The following is a 25,127-nucleotide window of genomic DNA, read 5'->3' as shown; positions in this document are numbered from 1 at the left end:
GAAGACAAAAAAATCCAAACTAATATCGTTGAAAAAATATGTAAACAATATAAAAAAGGATAAAAGGAGTTCATCATGAAAAAATTGTTAAAACGTGTTGCACTTGTCATTCTGTTCCTAACAACATGTTCAAATATATATACAGGCTCATCAATTGTTCATGCGCAGCCGCCGTATGCCAAATGGGGTAAACTTGCCGTAGAAAAGACGAAAGAACAATACCCAAAAGCAGAAATTATTGACTATCTTCATATAGGTAGAAAACCAAAAACAGTTCAAATAACTGTTGAAAAATTTAAATTGTGGTTACGTGAGAACGGAAAAGAATACGGTGTTTTTGTTGATGTAGAATTTGAAACAAAGACGGAGAAATTTATAAAGTTGTCGTTTCAGAAGACGAGTAGATAAAGTGAAACCTTAATCAGTGGGGGTTTTGTTCATCTCCCACTAATCATCAGCCCTCACCAATCGGACTTTTACGGGCAGCCCGACAAATAGCTGGATAAAGTGAAACCCCCACTGTTAAAAACAGATACAGTGGGGTTCTTGCATTTCTAAAATTCTTTTCTAAAGTTTCGATTCCCTAAAAATCTTACCAATATACAAATAGCACCAATTACAACTGCTATCCCTATACTGTATAAAAGTACTTTACCATATCCACCTATTCTCGGATCTAAAAACGGATATGGATACCAATTCACGATTGGACCACGTATTAAGCTATATACAACGTAAAAAAACGGGAATAAAAGCCAACTTGCAGCTTGTTTCCAAGTGATTTTCTTAATAGGTGGATTTAAAATCCAATCTAAAAGCATTGTAATCGGCATGATATAATGTAGCACAGTATTTACCCATGGCATTGCCGTTTGAAGTGACTCTTCTAACCCTCTTAGTAACAAAAAATAAACGAGTCCTGTCGTAAGTATATATACCGTCGCCGCACCACGAAGTATACTAAACTGCTCTGAGCGACCAAATGTAGCTGTTCCGATACTACTTAAAAGGAGAATACATGCAACTAAAATGTTACTTTCGATAGTAAAGAAACTAAAAAAGTTAACTGGATTGAACGGTTTCACTTGTGCCCTGATTATGAATTGCGTAATAATAGCGCTACATACTAGAAGACTTAAACAGAATCTAAATAAAGATAAAATTTTTTCATCCTTCATACATTCCCTCCTTTTCTTATATATAATTAGAATTTCCCTGTACATACTCAATAAATAGTTTTAATGGAACGAGCCCACGTTTTGGCATATGACTACTTATAATAGCTACTACTTCTAACTGAGGAATGATAACGATGTATTGTCCGCCGTATCCCATAGCGAAATATATACAATACGGTATGTGAAATCTTTCGGTATGTAATACCCACCAGTGATATCCATATGCGCCGACATGTTCATATGTTTCAAAATGCGCCCTACTTGACTCTTCTAACCATTTCGCTGATACAATTTCTTTTTCATTCCAATATCCATTTTGCAAACATAATTTTCCTAATTTTAATAAATCGGTAGATTTCATTTTCATACCGAAGCCGCCGACATATATACCCTGCGGATCTTGTTGCCACTCGTATTCGTTAATTTCTAATGGATTAAATAAATATTTCTTTGCAAACCGCTCTGTCGACATTCCAGTAGCTTCTTGAATAATATAGCTCAGTAAATGAGAAGAACCTGAATTATAATTCATTTTTGTAGCAGGTTCTTCAATTATTGGCTTTTCTAATATGTACTGTACCCAGTTCTCTGATTCTACAAAGTCATTTGGGAATACTACTCCATTCCCAAACTCTTTCCAGTCCTCACCAGTAGTCATTGTTAATAAGTGATATAGTGTTAAATTATGTTTTCCCCTAGGTACATTTTCAATCCACTCTGTGATCGGTGTATGTATATCATTTATATAGCCCTTATCAACTGCAATACCAATTAATAAAGATACGATACTTTTTGTAATCGAATTTATTTTATATAAGTTATTTGCACATTCGGGTGTTTTATAATACTCAGTTGTTAATTGTCCTTTTTGATAAACAAGAAATGTATTCACTTTTTTCTTTTCGAATTTATTTTCTAGTTGCTTGAAATCCAAAAACTTTACCTCCATTTAAATAGTTAATCCATTTATTATATCTTGTTCCTTCATTTTAAACATAATTGTGCTCAAATAAAAATAAACCTGTCAGCCATAATGAACTGACAGGTTTATTTTTATAATTTCGTACGAACATTCCAAAGCTCTGGGAAGAATTGTTGATCAAGTACTCGCTTTAAATAAGAAACACCGGAGGATCCACCTGTACCCATTTTATGTCCAATAATTCTTTCTACTGTTTTCATATGACGGAAACGCCATTGTTGTAGCCAGTCTTCAATATCAATCAATTTTTCAGCAAGCTGATATAAATTCCAATATTTTTTCACATCCGCATACACTTCTAACCATGCTGCTTCTACTGTTGCATCTTCTTCATAAGGCTGCGTAATATCACGGTTTAACACATCTTTATGAATAGGGAATCCTTCTTTTACTAATGCTTGAATCGCGACATCATATAGACTTGGTGCATGTAGCGCTTTATGAAGTCGTGCATGTAATTCTGGATCCTTTTCATAAATTTTTAATGCATGTGGCGTTTTATAGCCAAGTGCATACTCAATCATACGATATTGATACGATTGAAAACCTGAAGCTTGACCGAGTGAATCACGAAACTCAATATATTCTGATGGTGTTAATGTCGCAAGAATATCCCAAGATTGAATAATTTGAGACTGAATTTTTGATACACGTGCTAACATTTTAAAAGCTGGTTGTAATTTATCTTGTTTAATAGATTCAATCGCCGCATTTAGCTCATGTAAAATGAGCTTCATCCAAAGCTCACTTGCTTGGTGAATAACGATAAATAACATTTCATCATGATGGTCTGATAATCTTTTTTGAGAAGATAGTAAACTATCTAATTGTAAATATTCCCCATACGTCATATTCTCTTTAAAATCCGTATGAATCCCTTTTTCCATAATTACTTTTTCATTTTCTTTCATATTAGCCAAACGCCCCTTTTATATGATTCTACTTATATTGGTCTAATAACGGCTCGAACTGGACTTCCATCGGCATCAGTTAATGCAAGTGGTAATGCAATCAATTCATAATCACCGTCTGCTACATGATCTAGTACGACATTTTCTAAAATATGAATTCCATGTTTAAATAATTGATGATGCGCTGCTAATTCTTTATCATCTAGCGGATCAACTGATGGTACATCTACTCCGATTAAACGAATACCTTTCTCCGAAAGAAAAGGTGCTATGTCTGCACGTAAATGAGGGATCACATCTGGAAATTCTTCAGCTTTTCCATGTGAAGATGTACGTAATAATAATCGTTCTACACCTTCTAAATGAAAGCTTTCTAATTCCTTTTTCCCGATGCTTTCAAGATTAGAAACGTCAATAATCCGTGCTGGGCCAACATAAACTTGAACATCTAAATCCAATACTTTCTTTCCATCATTATCAAAATGAAATGGTGCATCAATATGAGTGCCTGTATGAATACTCATCGTTAACTTTCCAACATTTACCGAGCCACTTTCTTCTTTTGACCATGAAACTTCATATGAGAACGGTGTGTCTCCTGGCCACGTTGCAATATCATTATTTAGCGGTTGTGAAATATCAATCCACTCTGATGTTTTCATGCTTATGCCACAACCTCTCGCTTATTTTCAAACTGTTTATACTCTTCTTCTTTCATAATTTTCTTTAATATTTGTACAGATTTCCACACTTCTTCATATGTGTTATATAAAGCGACCGGCGCCAGTCTTACTCCATTAGGTGCTCGGAAATCAGGGATAACTCCATTTGCTTTTAGCGCTTTACAAATACGTGCTGCTTCTGCATGTTCTAAATATATGTGCCCGCCACGTTTTTCATCCTCTAATGGATTTCCAATTGTAAATCCGAAATCTTTTAATTCGTGATCAATTAAATTCAGCATATATCTTGTAATATGTAAAGATTTTTCGCGTAAACGTTCAATACCAGCATCTTTAAACATTTCAAGAGAACCAATTAAAGGTGCTGTACTTAATACGTGCGGTGTACCAATTTGATAAGCACCTGCATGATCGGAAGCTGTTAATGTATGCTCCATATCAAACTGTTTATCTTTTCTAGAACTAAACCATCCAGACAATCCTGGCAGTCTATTAAAATGTTTACTATTTACATAAAGGCCTGCAACACTACCCGGTCCTGCATTTAAATATTTATAATTGCACCAAACAGCAAAATCGACATCCCAATCTTTGAAATGATGCGGAATAGATCCTATTGAATGGCATAAATCAAATCCAATGTGAATGCCGCGTTTATGAGCTTCCGTTGTTAAACTTTTCATATCAAGAATTTGACCACTTCTATATAAAACAGAAGGTAATAAAATTAAAGCGATATCATCTTCCAGCGCATGGATAATATCTTCTTCAGAAAGTGTTCTACCATCTCGGCTTTTCACTCTTACTAAATGCTCCTCTGGATCTAATCCTTTTAAACGAATTTGACTTTGAAGTGCATAAATATCTGATGGGAAAGTCAATTCATCCGCAAGTATTTTTGTACGTATTCCTTTCGGCTCATAAAACGTCGCAATAACTTGGTGTATATTCGCAGTTGTGGAACCGGTTACAATAGTTTCTTCCGGTAAAGCTCCAATAAGAGGGGCTGTAAGTTTACCTAATTTCTCTGAAAGGAAAAACCATGGATGCTCACCTTCTGTCCAGCCGTCAATACCATACTCTTTCCACGAATCTAGCAACGTAAGTAATGATTTCTCTGCTCTTTTTGAAAGTAGCCCTAATGAGTTTCCATCTAAATATATAGTACTTTCTTTTTTATAGAATTCAGTTTGAAAATCTTTCAGTTCATCATGTTTATCACATTCAAGCGCATACTCATAAGTTGGTTGAAATGGTTCTTTATACATGGTGTCACCTTCTCTTAATTTTCTTTTTATTCTAACTAATTGAAATATATCACCTTAATTGATACAACGTCAATGATATTATGTCAGTTGACTTTATATATGAACTTCTTTTACAATACAATTATATTTTCAGATATTTCAGTATAAAGAGGTGATTCTTTGAAAAACAGTACCCTTTCATCCAGAAAACACCGCTCCTTAGAAACGAAGAAGAAACTATTACACTCTGGTTACACTATTTTTATACGTAACGGATTTCAAAAAACGACAATTACACAAATTATTAAACATGCAGAAACCGGATATGGTACAGCATATGTATACTTCAAAAACAAAGATGATCTCCTAATTAGTTTAATGGAAGATGTTATGAATCGTTTTTATAATATCGCTGAACGCTCTTTTTCTCCACAAACAAAAGAGGAAGCACGTATAATGATCCAAAATCAAGTTAGAGCATTCCTGCAATTAGCAGATGAAGAACGGGCTATTTTGCAAGTTGTAGAGGAAGCGATAGGATTATCAAGAGAAATACGGCAAAAATGGGATGAGATTCGGGAACGTTTTATAACAAGCATTAAACAGGATATTACTTACTCTCAAGAAAGTGGATTAGCACAACCTAATTTAAATAAAGAGATTGTAGCACGCGGTTGGTTCGCGATGAATGAATCGTTTCTTTGGACTATTATGCAAAATGACAAAAAGATTAACTTAGAGGAAATTGTGTATACGTTAACGGAGATGTATACGACCGGGTTATATAAATAGCACACCTTCAATAAATAAGGTGTGCTATTTTATATCTATAAAAATATATTATCCGGGTATGGTAGTGCTAAAGGAGGCTTTTCAGAAAATGAGAAATATTGTAGTTTTAAAGATTCACCATCTATCGATTTCAGTTTTCCACTAGTAATTTCACACTCAAACACAACAACAATATATTCTACCTTATCGCCATTTGCATATGTATAACGAAACTCTTTCCCTCCAAATACCCCTTTTTGTTTTTTCACTTGTACTTTCAATCCTGTTTCTTCCCATACTTCCCGAATTACTGCTTCTTCTGGAGTTTCCCCAGGTTCAATTGCTCCAGCCGGCAAACTCCAATATTCTCCGCCAGGATATTGAAATAAGAGTTCTCCCTGCTCGTTTTTAATAACTGCAGCTACACTTGGCATGAATATTAGTTCATGTCCTAATTGCTCCCGGATTTTTTTATAATATAGCGACATCGACATATAATTCTCTCCCACTCCATTAATGAATAACTGTATTTTCTGACATATATTCTATAATAATACCAATAACAATTTCTATATAGAAAGGATAAGAAAATGACCCAAGTACAACTAGTAAATAGCTTCCTATCATTTTTAGGAACGACAAAACAGCCTACTAGCTTAAAGTTTTTAAATGAGCTTATTAAAGCTCATCAAGAAAAAGTAAAAGAACCAATACACTTATCAAATATGAAAGAACTTATTTCAAGGTCTAACGATTGGCATACATCTCCTGTATTAAAGAAAATTCAGATTTTCGGTTATATCGATGGTATTCCAACTTCTATTAATGATAATGTTTTAAAACGATATTTCCAAGGTAAGAAAAGAGAACAAATCATTACATCTTCTGAACTTAATTATTGGATAACAGAAAGATTTTGTGTTGATAAAGAAATATATGAAAGAGCTATTGAGATTTTCAATGAAAAATCTTCAAATAGAATATTACAAACAAGTTCTTTAATATCTTTAGGCTGAGGTAAATAGCTAGTTGAAGGAGCAATTTCAAAATTAAAGCTTATATATCCACATCCAGTTAGCCACATATAGTGACATTTCAACTCTTCATCGAACATATATTTCACAATATCTATAAATAATAAATCTCCTGCGTATTGCAACAGAAACTCCATATTCGAGCTACAAGTATAATAATTGTCATCGTCATCAAGATTTTTTATATTATATTCCGCCAAATCCCATAAAAAATCTTCTTTTAATATATTTTTAATTTTTCCAACAATGCTTATCCCCCGAATTTTCCCAAGAATAACTCTCTAATCTACTTAAAATAATTTCAGTAAATTCTTCAGCAATGTCCTTAGAAATCTCACCACGATTTCCAATAATATCCCAAGCAATACTAATTGAAGTCCATCTCATCAATGAATTCTTTTCAAATTTTAAAAACTCTATTATTTCCTCCTCTTTCATTTCACTTAGAATTGCTTTTAATTCACTTTCTTCTAATTTACTTCTTTGATTATAATCAGTTTGATTTAGTATTTTTACATATTCCTTACTTTCTTGATAAAAAACAATCTTTACTTGTTCTGGTGATAAATCCGCTAATAGTTTTTCAATTTCTTCAGCGCCTATTTCTTTACCTTTATTTATACATTTGAAATAACATCCCATTTTAACTTTTCATTAATTTCACTCATAAGTTGGGGTATTACTACTTCACCATATTTTTTAAAACATTCATGAGTTCCTTCGTAATTTTAAAATAAAGTTTGATTAAAAATATCGTTTTAACCCGTATTCTATGGTAAATAAAAAGAATCCATTTTGAAAAAGATTGATCAAAATGGATTCTTATCCAGCAGGTTTATGTTTTGGTTTTATAAAAAAGTTTGATCATTTTCTATCAATGAAAACAATTAATTGACTATTTTTATTATGAAGAGGTCGGAGCAGGAAATTCATCAATTTTGATACGAAGTAAACTATAAGGTTTCTGTCGTAAGTCTTTTCCATAATGAAATCTAGGCTGTCGATGTAATTGGTTCACAATGACATACAAATATTGATCCGGACCAATTGAAAAAGTATCCGGCCACAAAATTCTCGGATCATGTGCGATAGCTTCCATTATGCCATTTGGCAATATCTTACGGATACTGTTGTTTTCATAATCTCCAGCATAAACAGCTCCCTTTGCATCGGTGATCATTCCATCAGACGCACCTTTTTCTCCCCAATACTCCACATGATAAGGTAAATTCATGTCCGGTATCGTTCTGTCTCTCAAGGCTTCTGTTGAGATCGAGAACAAATGCCGACTGGTTAGTGGAGCAAAAAATAATATCTTTCCATCGGGAGAAATCGCAAGACTATCAGACGCCAACCTAAATGGAGAAGTTGAACCGTCTTTGTTTCGATTCATTAAAATTTGACCTTCTACTTTCGGTAAAAAATAGGGATCGGGTGAAGTTGAATTTGCTCCATTTAACCGTCTAAACGCGTTTCCATTTGATAAATCTACGACGATAATAGCTCCTGGTCCTCTTGAAGAAGAATCCGTTATATAGGCATAACCTGCTTTTCCAACACGAAAATCAAAACGGACATCATTCAGATAAGTTGTAGGCAGGACAACATCTTCTGTAAAGGTATATACTTTTCTTATTGTATTGGTTTCTAAATCAACAGCGACTAATTTTGCCCCCCCTTTAATAGGTTCAGAAAAATTGGGTGCCGCTGTATCTAATATCCAAAGCGTTCCCCTTCCATCAGCAACTACACTTTGGACACTGATGAAAGTCATTGGGATATTCTCGGGATTAACCAAATTGGTTTGTAAATTAGGATAAGGCTGCAATTTATCCTCAAAAATTTCCGCCACCGTAAATTTAACATCGTCTCCCCATTTCGGAAAGCAAATGAAAATACGACCGGTTTCTGAAACAGTAACACCTGTAGGCATAGCCCCATAAAATGCATAAACTAGTTCTAAATTACCGAAATATTTTTCACTAGGTAACATAGGTTTCATAATATCCTCCTCAAGCATTCAAACGGGATATCTCCTATATATGATTTATATTTTTTCTAGTGCATGTTTCTTAATAAGTTTTTCTATACGAAAAGATGATTGAATTGATTGTTTTCGAAATTTAATAAGTCTGTCAGAAGAAAGGAAACATTTTAATTTAAAGGTCTCCAGATGAAGTAGAATTCAATTAGCAGGTAGCGAAGTTCAACATTCCCGAATCAACGTTAAGCTGGTATAAAAAATGGGGAAATATCCCCCTTTAAATTTGTGAAAAAATGTACTTAAGCTAAACTGCCCGTTAGTTTAAGTGTAGCACTTCACAAACAATCTTTTGAGTATTCTTATTATTCCTGTTTCCTCAACAATCTGGCCCTTTAATTGAACAATACAACTGAAATTTAAGGGGCGAAAGAAAAATCTTATATTAATACAGGGTTTTATCAATCTTTTTTATAAATTATCAAACTTTATTTTAAATCAATACCACACTTTATTCCATGTTCCATGAGTGACTAACGGGTGCTTTGAACAAGAAAATAAAGGTGAGTACATATTATACATGACTAATATGCGCTCACCTTTATTTTTTTAGGATTTTTAGCTTTTAGGTCTTGATAATAATTTTTAGTGGTTTTATTAACAATTTATACTTAGTAAAATTGCTTTTTATGAATTTAATATAAGTCCAAAGAATTTCCTGGTCAATATAATAACGTATATCAGCACACTTTTTCTTTATTCAGTCTACTTACAATTCCAACTATAAATTTATATTCAATCCTCCTCTTCTTAGTTTTTTTAAACCCTTCTTTCGTATCAAAAATAAAACACGTTTTCCGAAACCAAATTCGTACATATAAAGACTCAAAATAAATAGGTTTTATAATTCCTCGTTCCTCAAATTCAGTTCCATCTTTATTTTCAGTTTCTGTTCGAACGAACCACCTATTTCCGAAGCCAATTTCAATATACTTCACATAAGTCCCCCTTTCGGAAATTAATTTCTAACTGTTCTATTATTTCCCCGGTAAGCGCACATTCCGACAGAACATGAGCCCACAAAGAAAAAGTAGATTGCAAAAATCTACTTTATAACTTATATTTTTGCATTCGTTTATAAAATGTACTACGGGGTACATTTAATAGTTTTGCAGCTAACGAAACATTTCCATTTGTCTTTTGTAATGCTTCAATCATGCTATCACGCTGTATTTTTTCGCGAAAATGTAATGTATGTTCTGTTTTATTTTCAACTTGTAACTCAAGTTGTTGTTGATTTCCCCTCATTGTTTGTAACAAAAAATCTACTTGTTTTTCGCATATTTCCCGTCCTTGCGACAAAATGTAAATGCGTTCTAATACATTTACTAGTTCCCGAATATTTCCGGGCCATGTATGTTGTAAAAATTGATTGTATATACTCTTTGGAAATACAACATTCCAATTCTTCCGTTCGCAAAAGTGTTGTATAAAATATGGGATATCCTCTTTTCTTTCTATTAACGATGGAACATATAACGGATAAACGTGCAAACGATAATATAAATCTTGACGGAATTTCCCTTCTTCTACTAACCGTAGTAAATCTTTATGTGTGGCAGTAATAATACGAATATTTACTGGTACCAATTTTGAACTCCCAATTGGAGTTATTGTGCGTTCTTGTAAAACACGCAATAATGCTACTTGCATCTCTGGTGGTACTTCACCAATTTCATCTAAAAATAATGTTCCTCCGTTTGCTTGTTCAAATTTCCCTTTATATCCTTGACGTCGCGCACCTGTAAACGCACCTTCAGCATAACCGAACAATTCACTTTCCATTAATTCTTTAGGCAAAGAACCGCAGTTAACAGCTATAAAGGGCCCGTCTTTTCTTGGACTATTTTCATGAATCGCTCTCGCGACATATTCCTTTCCTACTCCTGTCTCACCACATACATACACACTAGCATCAGTCGGTGAAACAAGCTTAATTTCTTCCAGTGTGTGTTGAAATGCTCTGCTTGTCCCGGTAACTCCTGAAAAAGTAATCCCTTTTATAAATGTGAGAGCAGAATATGTATTCATTTGTTTATTTTCCTTTAAATACATACATTTCCCAATCATTCTTTCATTACTATATACTGGTATCTCTAATTTAGTTTCCAATCCATGGTGCATTAACTCTTCAAGTTTCATTCTTGACCAATTATTTATTCGTTCACGAACGCTCTTACTCGCAGAAACGATAACATCACGATGATTACAAATAACTACTTGTTCATCACTATCAATGACATCTAAAAAACGATGGATTAAGTGTAATTCATTTTGATGAACTCTTATGCTACATTCACGTTCTATCGCATGTGCAATTGAAGTTACCATACCGAGCATATATGGATGCGAAAATTCAATCGGACACGAGAAATCTAGAACACCAATTAATTTCCCATCATCATTATGAATGGGAGCAGCCGCACAACTCCAGCTATGAGATGCCACGGTGTAATGTTCAGTACCACTTATCATAATAGCTTCTTCAATTTCTAGCGCTGTTCCAATTGCATTTGTGCCAACAGCTGATTCCGTCCATTTTACACCTTCAATAAAATTAATATGTTTCGCTCGCTTTAACGTTTGTTTATTTCCACTTAACGATAGAACATAACCATCTGGATCGATTAATAATGCCATCATTTGTAGTTCATCAATGGTTTTTCTCATATTTTGTATTTGAGGTAATGCGATATCAAGGAAAATTTCACTCTTTTTCTTTTGTTCTTGAAAAATGTTAGAAGACAAAATTTTCTGACCTTTATTCATGTGAGGATTAACATTAGCCTGTTTACATCGATGCCACGATTCTGAAATTCTTTGATTTATGCGATTTGAATCAAGAACACCTTCATTAACAAACTTTTTCCATGTATGTAAGTAAAACGGTGAAGCTAACATTGTATCATCTCCCTTTTAATTGTTTTGGAGATTTATAAAACATACTTTTATTATAAAACTGAATAAAAGCGTTTTCAATACAACTAGCAAGACGACACAAATATGTTAATAATTTGAATATCTTAATGCACTTCTTTATTCTTTTTTAGTAGCACTATATTTTGTATAATGGACGCAAAGAAAATACATAACCAAAACCACTTTTGTGGATTACCATTTATAAAGAAAACAATCACGGCTATTGCAAATAAAATAGTGGATGCTAAACTAAAATATAATTTTGTTTTAATTTCTCTTATCCCTCACCCCTCTGTTACTTTACAGTACATACTAACTCTTCATTTTTCATCTCTACTATGTACTCCTGTAAAACATATTCTTTCCCGCCATGGTTTTCATACCATTCATGTATTCCTTTAATATGCCTCTCGTCACTTCTAATTTTCGATTCTATTTCATTATACTGTTCATAACTATCATATTCCCATATGGCAAATACTTCAGACGTACCATTCTTATTATCTTTCATCCAGCGTCCTATTAGCCTAGAACCATGCTTTAATTGATTAGGTAAGTTCGTGTGATTGAAATGATCATTAAATACTTCTATGAATTCATTTTTCACTACATAGTACTTCCTTCTGTAAAACATACTTCTTCACCTCTTTCATGAAAAGTATTAGTAAATCTTCCCATCACTACCGTATTATAATACTTTCCATCCGATAGTCTTTTGTCATTTTTCAAAATGCCTTCTACTTCAAAACCTAATTTTTTATAAAGATGAATAGCTTTCTCGTTTGTCTCTAATACTTGTAAAGATATTTTATTTACTGCATTTTCGTCAGCCCATTTAATAGATTGTTGTAATAGGCTCTTCCCCATTCTATATCCCCAAAACTCTTTTAAAATACAAACGCCAAACTCCACTTTATGAGATAATCTCTTAAAATTTGATCCTTCACATCTTGAAAATCCAACAATTCGATTGTGCACTTCTACAACTAAAAAGAGATTCTTCGTTTCTTCACTATCTGTTTTTATTATTTTTTGAAACCCTAGGTCATCTATAAATCCCTCTCCAGCATCTCTATCCATATTTTCAGTTTCTCCATCAATCTGAACTCTAATTTTCGATAACTGCTCAGCATCTTTTTCAACTGCAGAACGAATTGTATAAGTTAATCCATTTATATGATACTCTTGCTCTTTTACAATCATGTCAAACTCCTTTCAAATCAATATAATGGCGCTATTACAACTTGTTTACCTTGTTTCTCAAATTCCTGAACAGTTTCTTTACTAGCCTCTTCGTCAGTTATAATAAGGTCAACTTCTTTTAGAGACTCTCCTCTTATAAAACAATCTATTCCAAGTTTATTATGCGGAGCTAAACAAATATTTCTTCTAGCAATTTCACTTACTCTTTTACTAAAATAAGCAACTTCAGGTGTTGCAGTACTAATACCTTGTAATGAAATGCCTCCACCTGTAGAGAAATAAAGATCAATAGAAAATCTACTTATCAATTCAGAGGCAAATGTATCAGTAATATTTCCTGAAGGCTTTACTTTTCCACCAATTAAATATGTATCGATGTTCTTATATTCTCTTAGATGACCAGCTATTTCTATAGAATTCGTAATAACCGTAAATGATACTTCCGGTAAATATTTCAGCATCGCATTATGAACGGGAGCCCCGCCAATAAAAATAGAATCATCTTCTTGTATATAAGATGTCGCAACTTTTGCAATTGTGTTCTCATATATTGAGCTATCACTATAACGTTTAGCTGGTTCCGCAGCTAAGTTCCTCACTCGCGTAAGTTCAATTGCACCTCCGTGCGTTCTTTTTAATAAACCATCCTTTTCCATAATAGACAAATCTCTTCTTATAGAATCAATAGACATTTCAAATCTTTCCGCAAGTTCCTTTGCGATTACTCTTCCATCTGTATTAAGTAGTTCTAAGATTCTCTCTCGACGTTCTTCAGTAAACATGTTATCACCACCGTTATTGAAGATTCAGAAACTTAAACTTTATTTTAATTATATGTATGCCTCTTCTGTTTTACAATATTTTCAGTTCTTATTTATTCTGTTTTATACAGTCTTCTCCCGCTTTCTATCCCATTAATTTGCCAACCGAATAAATGTATATCTGTATATTACGCAAAAATACTTTCATTTACCTTCCTGTTGATGTAAAATTATTCCTATGTTTTACTTTTTAATACAGAAAGGGATTACTATGAAATCATTAATCAAAACGACATGTACAGCATTATTATTTACTGGAGTATTAACAGGATGTAATAGCAATACTACATCAAAACAAGAAAAGAGCGCTCTCGAAAAGAATGCAATGCACTATGGAGAAATAGTTAAAAACGAATACTATAGAGCGACAGTTGAAAATGCAAAGTTTGAAAAAATAGACAAAGAGCGACGCCTTACTACTCGTGTTATGATTAATAATGTTCGGGACGATGGACAAACTATTGATCTTTCGGAAATAAAATATTTCATACAAGATGAAAAAACTGGTCAGAAATATGAAGGTGAAGCTCATCCGATAGATGACGAGCACTATAAAAATGTTCCACACGAATTCTCTTTAACTACTGACGTTGTGTTTGAACTGAAAACTTCACCAAAAGATTTAAATAATATGTATTTATACATAGATAGCAAAGCAGCGCCGTTAACAGATACATATTGGAAGCTTGATAATTTAGTATCTAAATAGAAAGACCAGTCTTACATGACTGGTCTTTTACATTCATACATTTAACTTTCATTAACACTTATATTCATTTTCTAATAACAACTTGAATAACATCAGCTAAACCAGTGTGCCCTTTCCCTTCAATTCGCTCTTGTTCGCCATTAAAGAAATGAATTACCTTATGTTCTTCACACCAAGTAAGGATATCAATTGGATCATACAGCATATCAACATCTTTTGGTCCACCAGTACTATAGTTTATTTGTTTTTTTGAGTAAACTTCAAACATAATTAAACCACCAGGCTTTATCGTTTGTATCATTTTACCTAATATCATTTTTTTATAATTATCATGAAAATGTCCAAATACCATAATTGCTGCATCATATTCATTTTCTGGCAAACTATCAGCTAATAAATCTACTTTTTTTGTATGCACGTTTACGTTATGCTTCTCTGCCAATTTTTTTGTCTTCTCTAATCCATCTTCCGAATAATCAATAGCTGTTACTTCGTTCCCTTGTCTTGCTAGAAATACAGCATTTCTACCTTCTCCCTCCGCAAATGCTATTACTTTATTGTGATTTGCTAAACGAAATGCTTGTTCTTTAATAAATGTATTAGGTTCTTCCCCGTAAAAATATTCATCTGATTTATATCGATCATTCCAAAATTTAGTCATCATCTTCTCTCCTTCTTCATATCATTTTCTAACTACAATTAAAGATATCGAAGAGTCTTTTTATCCTTAATTAATTTAAAAATAAAAGCAGATTAAAAATCCACTTTTATTTTTTTCGCAAGATCTACGATTTTTTGATTTCGTAACTTTTCTTCCATTTTCTCTTCTGCTGCAAGCATTACTTCATTAATTAAACATCCAGGTTTGTCATGTAAACAACATTCAAACAATGATGTTTTACCTTCAATTGCATGTATAATATCTAAAAATGAAATATCTTCCCAATTCTTACTAAGCGAGTAACCGCCCTTTGGACCAGATGATGAATGTATCATCCCTTCCTTCGTCAACTTAGTTAGTATTTTAGACAAGTACGTTGGTGAAACATTTTGCATTTCTGCTAATTGGTGAACACTAACTAACTTATTTGGTGTAGCCTTTGCCAGAAAAAGCATTGTATGAAGAGCATAATTTGTAGCTTTAGAATATTTCATAATACAGCTCCTATTGTAGACTTCATGTATCTACAATAACTTTATTTTTTTATTATGTCAAACGTTTGTAATACTCCATACAACATTATTTCTTCACAAGTAATACATCTGCCGCGAAAATCGTCACTTCTCTAAATGGAGAGTCAAATAAAACACCTAGTTCAAAACCATCTTCAGTAAGAGCTATTTCATGATATAACCACCAAGCATTTTCAAAGTTTTCCGGCATAGAACACTTTGTTACTCCTATAAAGGTTACTTCAAGTAAGTCATTTGATTATTTAAAAGTGGATGAACAAAATGTTAATTCATTTGCAAAATTAAATGATCAGGATAAGAAAAATATCCAAATTACTATGGTATTACCAGAGCAAAATGAAAATAGGGATTGGCTAGCTTACGGTTTTACTAGTCGTGAAACATTAGATGCGTATATTGAAAAGGATAAAAAAGCAATTAAAAATAAAATTAATCCTTTAGGTAGCGGTGCTGGTAGTACTGATTTTTATGAACATAAAGATAAAGGTGGCCAATATATTTACTGGAGCAGCGGATTTAAAAACTTACCATCTAGCTGGAATGACAGAATTTCTTCTGTAAGTACAGCGTCACCTTCTGCAAGTTATTCAACGACACTTTGGGAGCACACTTCAACACAAGGATATGGAAAAGGCGTTTTATTTAAACACGCTGATTGGTACGGTAAAACTGCTAATTTAGCTGCTGATTGGAACGATATTACTTCAGCGATTGAAATTAAATAGTAATAAGACATTTAATTTCTTCTATAAAAATTCAAACCACTATTCTCTCTTTCATTTAGAGAATAGTGGTTTATCATATTTCTATTTAAGCATGTACAGCATGTCCTACTGCTTGCATTAACGCTTCATGAATCGCCTCAGATAAAGTTGGATGTGCTGCAATATAATCTCTCATTATATCAGCGGTAACTTCTGTATGAATCATTACAGTTCCTTGTCCAATCAGTTCAGTGGCATGAGGACCAATAATAGAAATCCCTACAATTTCTTGGTATTTAGGTTCCACAATGACTTTTACTTTACCCATTTGTTCGCCAATAATAAGCGCTTTTCCGTTTGCTGTAAAAGGAAATTCTCCAATTTGTATGTCACCGTACTGCTCTCTTGCATCTTTTTCTGTTAAACCGACACTAGCAATTTCTGGAGCTGTATAAATACAGCGAGGTACAGCATGGTAGTTTACTTTTACATCTTCTCCACTCGCGTGTAATGCTGCCGTAGTTCCTTCATGGAAGGCAACGTGAGCAAGCTGGATTCCACCGATCACATCACCAGCTGCGTAAATATGTGATACGTTCGTTTGCATATGTTCGTTCACAGCAATCCCTTTATTTGAAAACTGAACCCCTGCTTTTTCTAAATCTAATTGTTGTACACGTGGTTTTCGGCCGACAGAAATGAGAACATATTCCGGGTTAGCTTCTTGGATACTACCTTCATATTCAAATGAAGCTTGCTTCTTATAATTATTTAATCCTTTTAAAGCAGCTCCTGTAAATATTTCTACGCCATCACTTTCTAATTTCTCTCTTAAAATATGTGCGATATCTTCATCTTCACCTGGTAATAATTGCGGTGCCATTTCAACAATCGTAACTTTTGTCCCAAGGCGACTATAAATACTTGCAAACTCGCATCCTATTACACCACCGCCAACGATTAACAATGAAGATGGTACACTCTCAAGAGACATGACATGGCTACTATTTAAAATCCATTTTCCATCAAACGGAGCGAATGGTAATTCTGTAGGTTCGGAACCAGCTGCGATAATAAACCTCTCTCCATCCACTACTTCTTCTTTATTTCCTTGTGCAACTCGCACACGATGATCCGTTTCGAATTTCGCTTTTCCTTTTATAACTTTAATTTTATTTTTCTTCATTAAATATTGTATTCCTTGGACGAGTTGCATTACGATTTGTGATTTCCTCGCCTGTATTTGATCCCAATCAATTGATATACATCCTGTATTAAGCGTAACCCCATAATCATTCGCTTTTCTCACAATGTCATGCACTTCTGCACTTTCTAACAATGATTTCGTCGGCATACACCCAACATTTAAACACGTTCCGCCAAGGTCAGCTTCATCAATAAGAGTGACCTCTTTTCCATTTTGAGCCGCGGTAATTGCCGCTACATATCCAGCTGGTCCGCCTCCAATTATAACTAATTTACTCATTCTCTCACCTTCTCTTTATAAAAGAATTGTTATAGGTTCTTCTAAATAATGTTTAATTGTGCGTAAAAATGCTGCTGCTGGTGCACCGTCTAGTACACGATGATCGAATGTTAAACTTAAAGGTAACATACTACCTTTTTTTAATTTTTTCCCTTTATATACAGGAACATGTTCAATTGCGCCAATACCTAAAATACCAGTCTCAGGTGTATTTAATACAGGTGTGAAATATTCAATACCAAAGCTACCTAAATTACTAATTGTAAATGTCGTTCCGTGCATATCATCACTACTTAAGCTACCTGCTCGCGCCTTTTGTGCCATATCCTTAATCTCTTTAGACAACTCTACTAAAGATAAATTATTTGCAAAGCGAATAGCTGGAACGGCTAATCCTTTTTCTAATGCGACTGCTATGCCTAAATGCACATGTTCAAATTGATGAATTGCATCATCTATATAAGCGCTGTTCATTTCTTTATGCTCTCTAAGCGCTAATACAACAGCACGAGAAACGAAATCCGTAATGGTTAGTTTGTTTTCGTATCGTTTTTGTACAACTTCCGCTATGTCTTTATGTAATGCAACTAAATCTGTAACATCTACTTTCATCGTTAATGTTAATTGCGCACTATTTTGTAAGCTTGCATGCATACGACTCGCAATTGCTTTTCTCATACCAGTAACAGGAACGACTGTACTTTCTTCTTGTTCAGGTACTTCTGGATTTGCTACTCTTTCTTCTAGCGCCTTTAATACATCTGCCTTTGTAATCCTTCCGCCAGGACCTGTACCAACTAATGCCTTGATATCCAGATTTTCAGACTCTGCAATTTTCTTCGCTACAGGTGAAATTTTAATTCTTTGCTTCGCTACTTCTTTCCCATTTGGTTCTTGATTTTGTACTTCTATATTAGATGTTTTTTCTTCTACCACATGTGTGCTTTCCTGCATTTCTACTTTTTCATTCGGTTTACCGATGTAGCAAATTACAGTACCAGGCGGCACTCCTTCATCTTCACTTACAGCTATATCAAGTACCGTACCATCAGCTGGCGCTTCAATTTCCGTTTCAATTTTTTCTGAATTAATACTAGCAATTAGTTCTCCTTTTGCTACATTATCGCCTGCTTTAATATTCCAGCTCGTAATAATACCTTCTTTCATCGCCATACCTAACTTCGGCATTACAACTTCTACAGCCATGTGTCTCTCTCCCTTCTCATCGTTTTATTACACATGTAATAAAGATTGGTCTCCAATCATTTCTGATACAGTTTCAATTACTTTTTCTGGCGTTGGCAAATACAACTTTTCAAGTGGTGGTGAGAACGGAACAGGTGTATGTGGTGCTGTAATTCGTTTAATAGGTGCATCTAACAAATCAAAACCTTTATCCGCTACAATTGCCGCAATATCTGTTGCGATACTACATCTTGGATTCGCTTCGTCAATAACGATAAGACGATTTGTTTTTTCAACAGATGATAAAATAGTATCTTCATCAAGCGGTGATAAAGATCGTGGATCAATTACTTCTACTTCAAGCCCCTTTTTCGATAATTGCTTTGCAGCTGCAAGTGCTGTATGAACTTGTTTTCCGATTGCGACAATTGTTACATCAGAACCTTCTCGTTTAATATCTGCTTTTCCTAAAGAAATTGTATAATACCCTTCCGGCACTTCACCTTTCATAATGTAAAGTGTTTTATCTTCAAAGAAGATTACCGGGTCGTCATCTTCAATTGCCGCTAATAATAAGCCTTTTGCGTCATATGGAGTAGAAGGAACGACAACTTTTATACCTGGAATGCTCGTAAATAAGGCATACAAACTTTGTGAATGTTGTGCAGCTGCGCTAAAACCTGCACCGTGCATCGTACGTACCGTAACTGGCACTTTCGCTTTACCACCAAACATATAGCGGAATTTTGCACCTTGGTTTAATACTTGATCAAGACAACTACCAATAAAATCATTAAACATTAATTCAGCTATCGGACGTAACCCAGTTGCAGCAGCTGCCATCGCAGCTCCCATATAACCCGCTTCAGAAATTGGTGTATCCAATATACGATTTCGGCCAAACTCTTGTACAAGTCCTTTCGTAACACCAAGAACACCACCCCAAGCTTCATCATCTTGCAGATGATCAACTTGTGCACCGCCTGCAACGTCTTCACCTATTAAAATTACATTTTCATCACGACGCATTGAGATTTTCATCGCTTCATTAATTGCAGTTGACATACTTACTGTTCTAGTCATAATTTTTCACCCTCCTCTTATTTGTAAGAAACGTATACATCTTTTAATAATTCTTCATCGTCTGGGTATGGACTATTTTCACTAAATTCAATGGATCTTTGTACTGCATCATCTACTGCTTTTTCCATATCAACAAGTTCAGATTCCGTTAATAAACCTTCATGAATTAAATGCTTACGGAAATTCACAATCGCATCTTTTTCATTTAAATGTTCTTCTTTTTCTTCTGATGTTTTATATGTTTGCGCTTCACCTTCAAAATGACCGTAATTACGATATGTCATACATTCAATAATTGTTGGACCATCACCATTACGCGCACGTTCCACTGCTTCTGCAGCAGCTTTATATACAGCTAGAAGATCTTTTCCATCTACTTGAACGCCTGGAATATTATAAGCTTTTGCACGATCCGCAATAGAATCACAACTTGAAGCATATTCAAATGTAGTTGCTTCACCGTAACCGTTATTTTCTGCAATAAAAATAACTGGTAACTTCCAAATCGCCGCTAAATTAACCCCTTCATGGAATGTTCCTTCATTATTTGCTCCGTCACCGAAGAAACAAACACTTACATCTTTTGTTCCTTTATATTTAGCTGTCAATGCTGAACCGCAAGCAAGTGGGAAACCCCCGCCTACAATGCCATTAGCACCAAGCATTCCTTTATCTAAATCCGCAATATGCATGGAACCGCCTTTACCTTTACATAATCCTGTCGCTTTCCCGAAAAGTTCAGCCATCATACCATTTAAATCACAACCTTTTGCGATACAATGTCCATGACCTCTATGTGTACTTGTAATACTGTCACTATCCGTTAAGTGGGCACATACACCAACTGCTACCGCTTCTTCACCTGCGTATAAATGAACGAAACCTGGCAAAACGCCTTGCGCGAACAATTCATGTACCTTATCTTCAAACTTACGAATCTCTAACATTTTTTCATACATCCAACGAGCTTGTTCTTTCGTAATTTCATTCCCTTTACTTTCAGTTGTTTTTAACATGTCCAGCCCTCCTATTTTCTTGATCATCTTTTATATTGCAAGTACCGTGCCAAATTCTAATCCTTGATTTAATAGGTTTTCTCTTTTCTTTCATAATAAAAAAGTGGACAAAATGAGACATCTGTCTCGTTTTGTCCACTTTTGTTCACCTAATTTGAGAACTATTATCTTATTCATTATCAAAGCTCTGCTGTAATTTTCGGATGTAAATAATTTGGCCAATATGATATGCATTATGAGTTGTTACATTCGCTAACACTTCCCACCGCTTTGCAGAAACAGGAAATCCTACTACATCACTTTCAACCTTTTCTTCATTTATAAGATTTTGCCATTGTAACAGTTTTTCTAGTAGTTTTTCCCGTAATTCATCGAAAGTTTGATTATCTGAAAGCATAAAACTTTTGTTATTATCTCCTATAGAGGGTACTGCATTAACATTTGATTCTTTATACCTAGTTTGCCACGTAGAGTTCCAATACAGTAAATGTTGTACGATTTCAGCTATACTATTACTCTCTTCATTCGGTTTCCAGAAAGCTTCCCTCTCAGATAAATCCTTAACTGCATCTGAAAATGGCATATACCAACTGGGATCATTTGCATTTGCTAATAACTGATCTGCTAATACATCTTTCACATGGACCATTTTTCTTCCCTCCTGTTAAAAAGATTCATTTCATGACAATACTCACTTCTCTAAATACGCTGAGTTTGTAAGATTTCCTCTTTTTAAGCATAACCCCATACATATGCACATAAAGAAACCGAAAGCACCTAATACATAAGCTAATGCATAACCACTTCTCCCAATAACCCAGCCCGCAATTCCAGGTCCAATCATTTGCCCAACTGCATAGAAAACAGATATAAAACTAATTGCCATTGAGACATATTTCGGAGATACTTGCTTTGAAGCTGCAACTTGAATTAATAATAGTATACCTCCGAGGCTAGAACCCCAAATAATTGCCGACACGATAAAACCAGTTATATTTCCAAATATAATTGGAGCCATATCACCTATAATAGCTAATAAAAGCGCACTACATAAACTCTTCTTTATACCAATTCGATCCGAAATAAATCCCCAGACAGATGCTCCTACGATTGAAAAGATGCCAGCAATTGCATAAACAGTCCCCGAAATTGATGCTGAGATACCACTATCAATCATAAAACTAGTTTGATATAAATTTGGAATTAAATATACAACACCAACAATAAAATACATCCATGCAATGATATATAGTTCTTTCGTTTTCCATAAAAACGATTTATTACTCATTTTTTGCTCATCTTCAGTAACTTCTGGATTTTTCAAAACAACTGAAGCGGCAAATACAATGATACATGTAATAACTCCAAACAAAAACCATGCACCACGCCAACTATACTCAGGAAATGTGCGCACTACATAAGGAACAATTATTCCACTAAATAGCATACCTATACCTGCACCGCTTAATAACAATCCCATTACAGTTCCTCTTTTGTCTGGAAACCACCCTACCGTTATTGACATGAGTGGTGTATATACAAGAGCACTACCAGCTCCAGCACATAGCATACAAAAAGCAACTATCCAAAATGAAGAAACAAACGCTAATCCCATTAAGCTTATAACGACGAACCAACTGCCTATTAATAAAACTGATTTTGCGCCAAAACGGATAGTAAATATTCCAGATGTTCCTACAGTTAATAAATAACCTAAAAAAAGTATGGTTCCTAGCATACCTGATTGAGCCGTAGATAAGTGAAGTCCTTCCTGCATAAATGGCAGTATAATTCCATATGCCATACGGGCGAAACCAGTTGTTGTTATAATAAGAAAGATTCCTATTAATACAAATATCCAAAAATGACTTTCATTCCGCTCTTTCATTTAAATTCCTCCATAAAAAATTATTTCCAATTGGATGTTGATTGTAATTATAATGATTATGACAAAATACAACTACCAAATGGTGGAGGAGTTTACGGTATAACGGATTTTTAATACATACGCAAAATTTCAGAAGGTTTCATTCCATATTTCTTTTTAAATGACTCTGAAAAATGACTAATATTATTGTATCCAACAGCAACTGCCGTTTCGGTCACATTACTAGTTCCCGAACGCAATAAAAGCATTGCTCTTTCCATTCGCTGTTCTCTTAAATATGCAAATGTGGACGTGCCAAATAATTCTTTAAAACCAATTTTTAATTTATAATCATTTAATCCTACTATTTTAGCCAATTCTAATAATGATGGGGGTGACTCCATTCTTTGAAGTAAAATTTCTTCAGCTTGTTTTATTTTATTTAAATCCTTTTTGGATAATTGGCTCCTTTTATTTGCATCACGATCATTCAGTAATACTTTCCCAAAGTATATAGAAAGCAATTCGAGCGCTTTACTTTCTATTTCGAGTTGATTAATACGATCCTTTTGGGGATTCTCTAACATTCTCTTAATAATATTAGATGTTAGGGCATCAATGGGGGTTTGAAACTTTTTAAAAGATTGATTTCCTATTATAGTATGAAAATCATGACTTTTTTCAATAGCACAATTTAGCATGAAATGATTAAACAACTGTACAGGAATTCCAATTGCTAATGAATATAGTGGAGTTTCTTTTTCATATTCAAATAGAACTTCAAAGTCATTCATAAAATATAAATAGCTATTCCCAGCCATTAATTTATTTGTAGAGTAACCAACTTGTACTTCCCCGGATCCTTGTAAACAAAAATTAAGTTCCACCATTGCTGCATCCGATGCAAATTGAATGCGATGGTTTTTATGAAACTGGTAATTTGATAGCACTATTTCCATTCCAGAAAACGAGCTCCACCTTCGCACTTCACCCATACCTATTGTTTTTGGCACATACATATATCTTTCTTCTACAACTTGTAACCCATGAAAATATTTACTAAAAATATCATGAAAACTGTTAGTCTTCATGAAATCCACACTCCTTTTATATACAAATTACAATCAATTGATAATTATTTTCAATTATAACAAATATCTTTATACAATAAATAGCTTTTACCTTTATATCTCGTTATGATAAAAGAAAAAGAAAGCGAGCCGACAATGAATAAAAAAATTGCAATTATTACTGGGGCTTCAAGTGGATTCGGCCTATTAGCAACGCTTGAACTTGCGAAAAAAGACTATTTAGTCATTGCTACAATGCGAAACCTAGAAAAACAAGGAACCTTACTATCTCAAGTTACTGAACTCAACTTACAGCAAAATATAAAAGTTCAACAATTAGATGTAACCGATCAAAATTCTATACATAACTTCCAATTATTTTTAAAAGAAATACAAAAAGTAGACCTTCTTGTTAATAACGCAGGATATGCAAATGGGGGCTTTGTAGAAGAAATTCCAGTAGAGGAATACCGCAAACAATTTGAAACGAACCTATTTGGGGCTATATCAATTACCCAGCTTGTCTTACCGTATATGAGAAAACAAAGAAGTGGAAAAATCATTAATATTAGCAGCATTAGCGGCCAAGTTGGATTCCCTGGTTTATCTCCTTATGTATCTTCAAAATATGCATTAGAAGGCTGGAGTGAATCACTTCGCTTAGAAGTAAAACCTTTCGGAATAGATGTTGCTTTAATTGAACCAGGTTCTTATAACACAAACATATGGGAGGTTGGGAAACAACTCGCTGAAAACCAATCTGATACAACATCTCCTTACAAAGAGTATATGGATAAAATACAAAAACATATTAATAGCGGCAGTGATACATTTGGTAATCCGATAGATGTTGCTAATAAAATTGTAGAAATTGCTGAATCTAAGCGTACAAATTTACGATATCCAATCGGTAAAGGTGTGAAATTTATGATCTTTGCGAAGAAGATTCTTCCTTGGAGATTGTGGGAATATCTTGTTTTGAGGAGTTTTAGGAAGTTGTAAATAAAAAGAGTAACTATCAAG

At 34.0% G+C, this 25,127-nt stretch carries 27 protein-coding genes and 2 pseudogenes; 6 read left to right on the top strand and 23 right to left on the bottom strand.

All coding sequences use genetic code 11. The annotated features are described in order from the left end of the window. Positions 1 to 75: 75 nt before the first annotated feature. The gene (locus B9A45_RS15835) at positions 76 to 408 is read left to right on the top strand and encodes a DUF3889 domain-containing protein (protein ID WP_000734903.1); all 333 of its coding nucleotides are present in this window, start codon (positions 76 to 78) and stop codon (positions 406 to 408) included. 146 nt (positions 409 to 554) lie between these two features. Here the strand turns inward: B9A45_RS15835 and B9A45_RS15830 are convergent, their stop codons facing one another. The 5 genes from B9A45_RS15830 to kynU all read right to left on the bottom strand — a co-directional run bounded on the left by B9A45_RS15830 (position 555) and on the right by kynU (position 5,022). Then, the gene (locus tag B9A45_RS15830; protein ID WP_084064234.1) at positions 555 to 1,178 is read right to left on the bottom strand and encodes a Pr6Pr family membrane protein; all 624 of its coding nucleotides are present in this window, start codon (positions 1,176 to 1,178) and stop codon (positions 555 to 557) included. A gap of 16 nt (positions 1,179 to 1,194) precedes the next feature. Next, positions 1,195 to 2,112, bottom strand: a complete 918-nt coding sequence (locus B9A45_RS15825; protein ID WP_016110117.1) for a serine hydrolase domain-containing protein — start codon at positions 2,110 to 2,112, stop codon at positions 1,195 to 1,197. A gap of 119 nt (positions 2,113 to 2,231) precedes the next feature. Further along, a complete protein-coding gene (gene kynA, locus B9A45_RS15820) occupies positions 2,232 to 3,071 on the bottom strand; it encodes a tryptophan 2,3-dioxygenase (protein ID WP_000661957.1) in 840 nt (279 codons plus the stop codon). A 32-nt stretch (positions 3,072 to 3,103) separates the two neighbouring features. Then, entirely contained in the window at positions 3,104 to 3,733 is a 630-nt protein-coding gene (kynB, locus tag B9A45_RS15815; protein ID WP_000858061.1) for an arylformamidase, read from the bottom strand. Positions 3,734 to 3,735: 2 nt separating this feature from the next. Then, the gene (gene kynU / locus B9A45_RS15810) at positions 3,736 to 5,022 is read right to left on the bottom strand and encodes a kynureninase (protein WP_084064233.1); all 1,287 of its coding nucleotides are present in this window, start codon (positions 5,020 to 5,022) and stop codon (positions 3,736 to 3,738) included. A gap of 159 nt (positions 5,023 to 5,181) precedes the next feature. Here kynU and B9A45_RS15805 point away from each other — a divergent pair, with 159 nt between their 5' ends. Then, the gene (locus B9A45_RS15805; RefSeq protein ID WP_000798551.1) at positions 5,182 to 5,793 is read left to right on the top strand and encodes a TetR/AcrR family transcriptional regulator; all 612 of its coding nucleotides are present in this window, start codon (positions 5,182 to 5,184) and stop codon (positions 5,791 to 5,793) included. A gap of 35 nt (positions 5,794 to 5,828) precedes the next feature. On the opposite strand, the gene B9A45_RS15800 is transcribed toward B9A45_RS15805, so the two are convergent. Then, on the bottom strand, positions 5,829 to 6,266 hold the full coding sequence (locus B9A45_RS15800) for an NUDIX hydrolase (protein ID WP_000062928.1): 438 nt from the start codon (positions 6,264 to 6,266) through the stop codon (positions 5,829 to 5,831). A 96-nt stretch (positions 6,267 to 6,362) separates the two neighbouring features. Between B9A45_RS15800 and B9A45_RS15790 the strand changes: the two genes are divergently transcribed. Beyond that, positions 6,363 to 6,788 (top strand): hypothetical protein, encoded by a 426-nt coding sequence (locus B9A45_RS15790; RefSeq protein WP_000195532.1) that lies wholly within the window; start codon positions 6,363 to 6,365, stop codon positions 6,786 to 6,788. Positions 6,789 to 7,037: 249 nt separating this feature from the next. Here B9A45_RS15790 and B9A45_RS15785 read toward each other — a convergent pair whose 3' ends face one another. The 7 genes from B9A45_RS15785 to B9A45_RS15745 all read right to left on the bottom strand — a co-directional run bounded on the left by B9A45_RS15785 (position 7,038) and on the right by B9A45_RS15745 (position 13,751). Next, positions 7,038 to 7,448 carry a hypothetical protein gene (locus B9A45_RS15785; protein WP_000501981.1) on the bottom strand — a complete coding sequence of 137 codons (411 nt, stop codon included), beginning with the start codon at positions 7,446 to 7,448 and terminating at the stop codon, positions 7,038 to 7,040. Between the two features lie 262 nt (positions 7,449 to 7,710). Then, positions 7,711 to 8,808 (bottom strand): L-dopachrome tautomerase-related protein, encoded by a 1,098-nt coding sequence (locus B9A45_RS15780; protein ID WP_015382380.1) that lies wholly within the window; start codon positions 8,806 to 8,808, stop codon positions 7,711 to 7,713. Positions 8,809 to 9,527: 719 nt separating this feature from the next. Next, positions 9,528 to 9,785 carry a DUF3977 family protein gene (locus tag B9A45_RS15770; RefSeq protein WP_000873827.1) on the bottom strand — a complete coding sequence of 86 codons (258 nt, stop codon included), beginning with the start codon at positions 9,783 to 9,785 and terminating at the stop codon, positions 9,528 to 9,530. 112 nt (positions 9,786 to 9,897) lie between these two features. Then, positions 9,898 to 11,748 carry a sigma-54-dependent Fis family transcriptional regulator gene (locus B9A45_RS15765; protein WP_000881432.1) on the bottom strand — a complete coding sequence of 617 codons (1,851 nt, stop codon included), beginning with the start codon at positions 11,746 to 11,748 and terminating at the stop codon, positions 9,898 to 9,900. A gap of 313 nt (positions 11,749 to 12,061) precedes the next feature. Beyond that, complete coding sequence (locus tag B9A45_RS15755) at positions 12,062 to 12,400, bottom strand: NIPSNAP family protein (RefSeq protein WP_000499983.1); 339 nt, start codon at positions 12,398 to 12,400, stop codon at positions 12,062 to 12,064. Next, complete coding sequence (locus tag B9A45_RS15750; protein WP_016110121.1) at positions 12,373 to 12,969, bottom strand: GNAT family N-acetyltransferase; 597 nt, start codon at positions 12,967 to 12,969, stop codon at positions 12,373 to 12,375. Before B9A45_RS15750 ends, B9A45_RS15755 begins: the two co-directional genes overlap by 28 nt. A 17-nt stretch (positions 12,970 to 12,986) precedes the next feature. Next, positions 12,987 to 13,751, bottom strand: coding sequence for a DeoR/GlpR family DNA-binding transcription regulator (locus B9A45_RS15745; RefSeq protein WP_000493660.1), 765 nt, complete (start codon positions 13,749 to 13,751; stop codon positions 12,987 to 12,989). 250 nt (positions 13,752 to 14,001) lie between these two features. Here B9A45_RS15745 and B9A45_RS15735 point away from each other — a divergent pair, with 250 nt between their 5' ends. Beyond that, positions 14,002 to 14,499 carry a hypothetical protein gene (locus B9A45_RS15735; RefSeq protein ID WP_016110122.1) on the top strand — a complete coding sequence of 166 codons (498 nt, stop codon included), beginning with the start codon at positions 14,002 to 14,004 and terminating at the stop codon, positions 14,497 to 14,499. Between the two features lie 64 nt (positions 14,500 to 14,563). Here the strand turns inward: B9A45_RS15735 and B9A45_RS15730 are convergent, their stop codons facing one another. The 3 genes and pseudogenes from B9A45_RS15730 to B9A45_RS15720 form a co-directional block, all read right to left on the bottom strand. Beyond that, positions 14,564 to 15,163 carry a class I SAM-dependent methyltransferase gene (locus tag B9A45_RS15730; RefSeq protein WP_002196577.1) on the bottom strand — a complete coding sequence of 200 codons (600 nt, stop codon included), beginning with the start codon at positions 15,161 to 15,163 and terminating at the stop codon, positions 14,564 to 14,566. 89 nt (positions 15,164 to 15,252) lie between these two features. Beyond that, complete coding sequence (locus B9A45_RS15725) at positions 15,253 to 15,654, bottom strand: Rrf2 family transcriptional regulator (protein ID WP_000877651.1); 402 nt, start codon at positions 15,652 to 15,654, stop codon at positions 15,253 to 15,255. Positions 15,655 to 15,739: 85 nt separating this feature from the next. Beyond that, positions 15,740 to 15,919, bottom strand: a pseudogene (locus tag B9A45_RS15720) (DUF4085 family protein); the annotation flags it as partial. 1 nt (position 15,920) lies between these two features. Here B9A45_RS15720 and B9A45_RS15715 point away from each other — a divergent pair. Further along, positions 15,921 to 16,418 (top strand): annotated as a pseudogene (locus B9A45_RS15715) (hypothetical protein); the annotation flags it as partial. 85 nt (positions 16,419 to 16,503) lie between these two features. Here the strand turns inward: B9A45_RS15715 and lpdA are convergent. The 7 genes from lpdA to B9A45_RS15680 form a co-directional block, all read right to left on the bottom strand. Further along, positions 16,504 to 17,883, bottom strand: coding sequence for a dihydrolipoyl dehydrogenase (gene lpdA / locus B9A45_RS15710; protein WP_016110124.1), 1,380 nt, complete (start codon positions 17,881 to 17,883; stop codon positions 16,504 to 16,506). A 15-nt stretch (positions 17,884 to 17,898) separates the two neighbouring features. After that, the gene (locus B9A45_RS15705; RefSeq protein ID WP_084064232.1) at positions 17,899 to 19,089 is read right to left on the bottom strand and encodes a dihydrolipoamide acetyltransferase family protein; all 1,191 of its coding nucleotides are present in this window, start codon (positions 19,087 to 19,089) and stop codon (positions 17,899 to 17,901) included. Between the two features lie 27 nt (positions 19,090 to 19,116). Then, positions 19,117 to 20,151 (bottom strand): acetoin:2,6-dichlorophenolindophenol oxidoreductase subunit beta, encoded by a 1,035-nt coding sequence (gene acoB / locus B9A45_RS15700; RefSeq protein WP_084064231.1) that lies wholly within the window; start codon positions 20,149 to 20,151, stop codon positions 19,117 to 19,119. Positions 20,152 to 20,168: 17 nt separating this feature from the next. Next, a complete protein-coding gene (gene acoA, locus B9A45_RS15695; protein ID WP_000921275.1) occupies positions 20,169 to 21,167 on the bottom strand; it encodes an acetoin:2,6-dichlorophenolindophenol oxidoreductase subunit alpha in 999 nt (332 codons plus the stop codon). Positions 21,168 to 21,336: 169 nt separating this feature from the next. Continuing rightward, positions 21,337 to 21,816: a DinB family protein gene (locus B9A45_RS15690; protein WP_084064230.1), complete on the bottom strand. Its 480-nt coding sequence runs from the start codon at positions 21,814 to 21,816 to the stop codon at positions 21,337 to 21,339. 42 nt (positions 21,817 to 21,858) lie between these two features. Beyond that, positions 21,859 to 23,055 carry an MFS transporter gene (locus B9A45_RS15685; RefSeq protein WP_000664567.1) on the bottom strand — a complete coding sequence of 399 codons (1,197 nt, stop codon included), beginning with the start codon at positions 23,053 to 23,055 and terminating at the stop codon, positions 21,859 to 21,861. Positions 23,056 to 23,165: 110 nt separating this feature from the next. Then, complete coding sequence (locus tag B9A45_RS15680; RefSeq protein WP_000856359.1) at positions 23,166 to 24,125, bottom strand: helix-turn-helix transcriptional regulator; 960 nt, start codon at positions 24,123 to 24,125, stop codon at positions 23,166 to 23,168. A 135-nt stretch (positions 24,126 to 24,260) separates the two neighbouring features. Between B9A45_RS15680 and B9A45_RS15675 the strand changes: the two genes are divergently transcribed. Then, entirely contained in the window at positions 24,261 to 25,106 is an 846-nt protein-coding gene (locus B9A45_RS15675) for an oxidoreductase (RefSeq protein WP_016110126.1), read from the top strand. Positions 25,107 to 25,127 lie beyond the last annotated feature (21 nt).

Source organism: Bacillus sp. JKS001846 (assembly GCF_900176455.1).
Taxonomy (GTDB): Bacteria; Bacillota; Bacilli; order Bacillales; family Bacillaceae_G; genus Bacillus_A; species Bacillus_A cereus.
The sequence above is the reverse complement of the archived record's forward strand: the minus strand, read 5'-3'. Positions and strand labels throughout refer to the sequence as shown.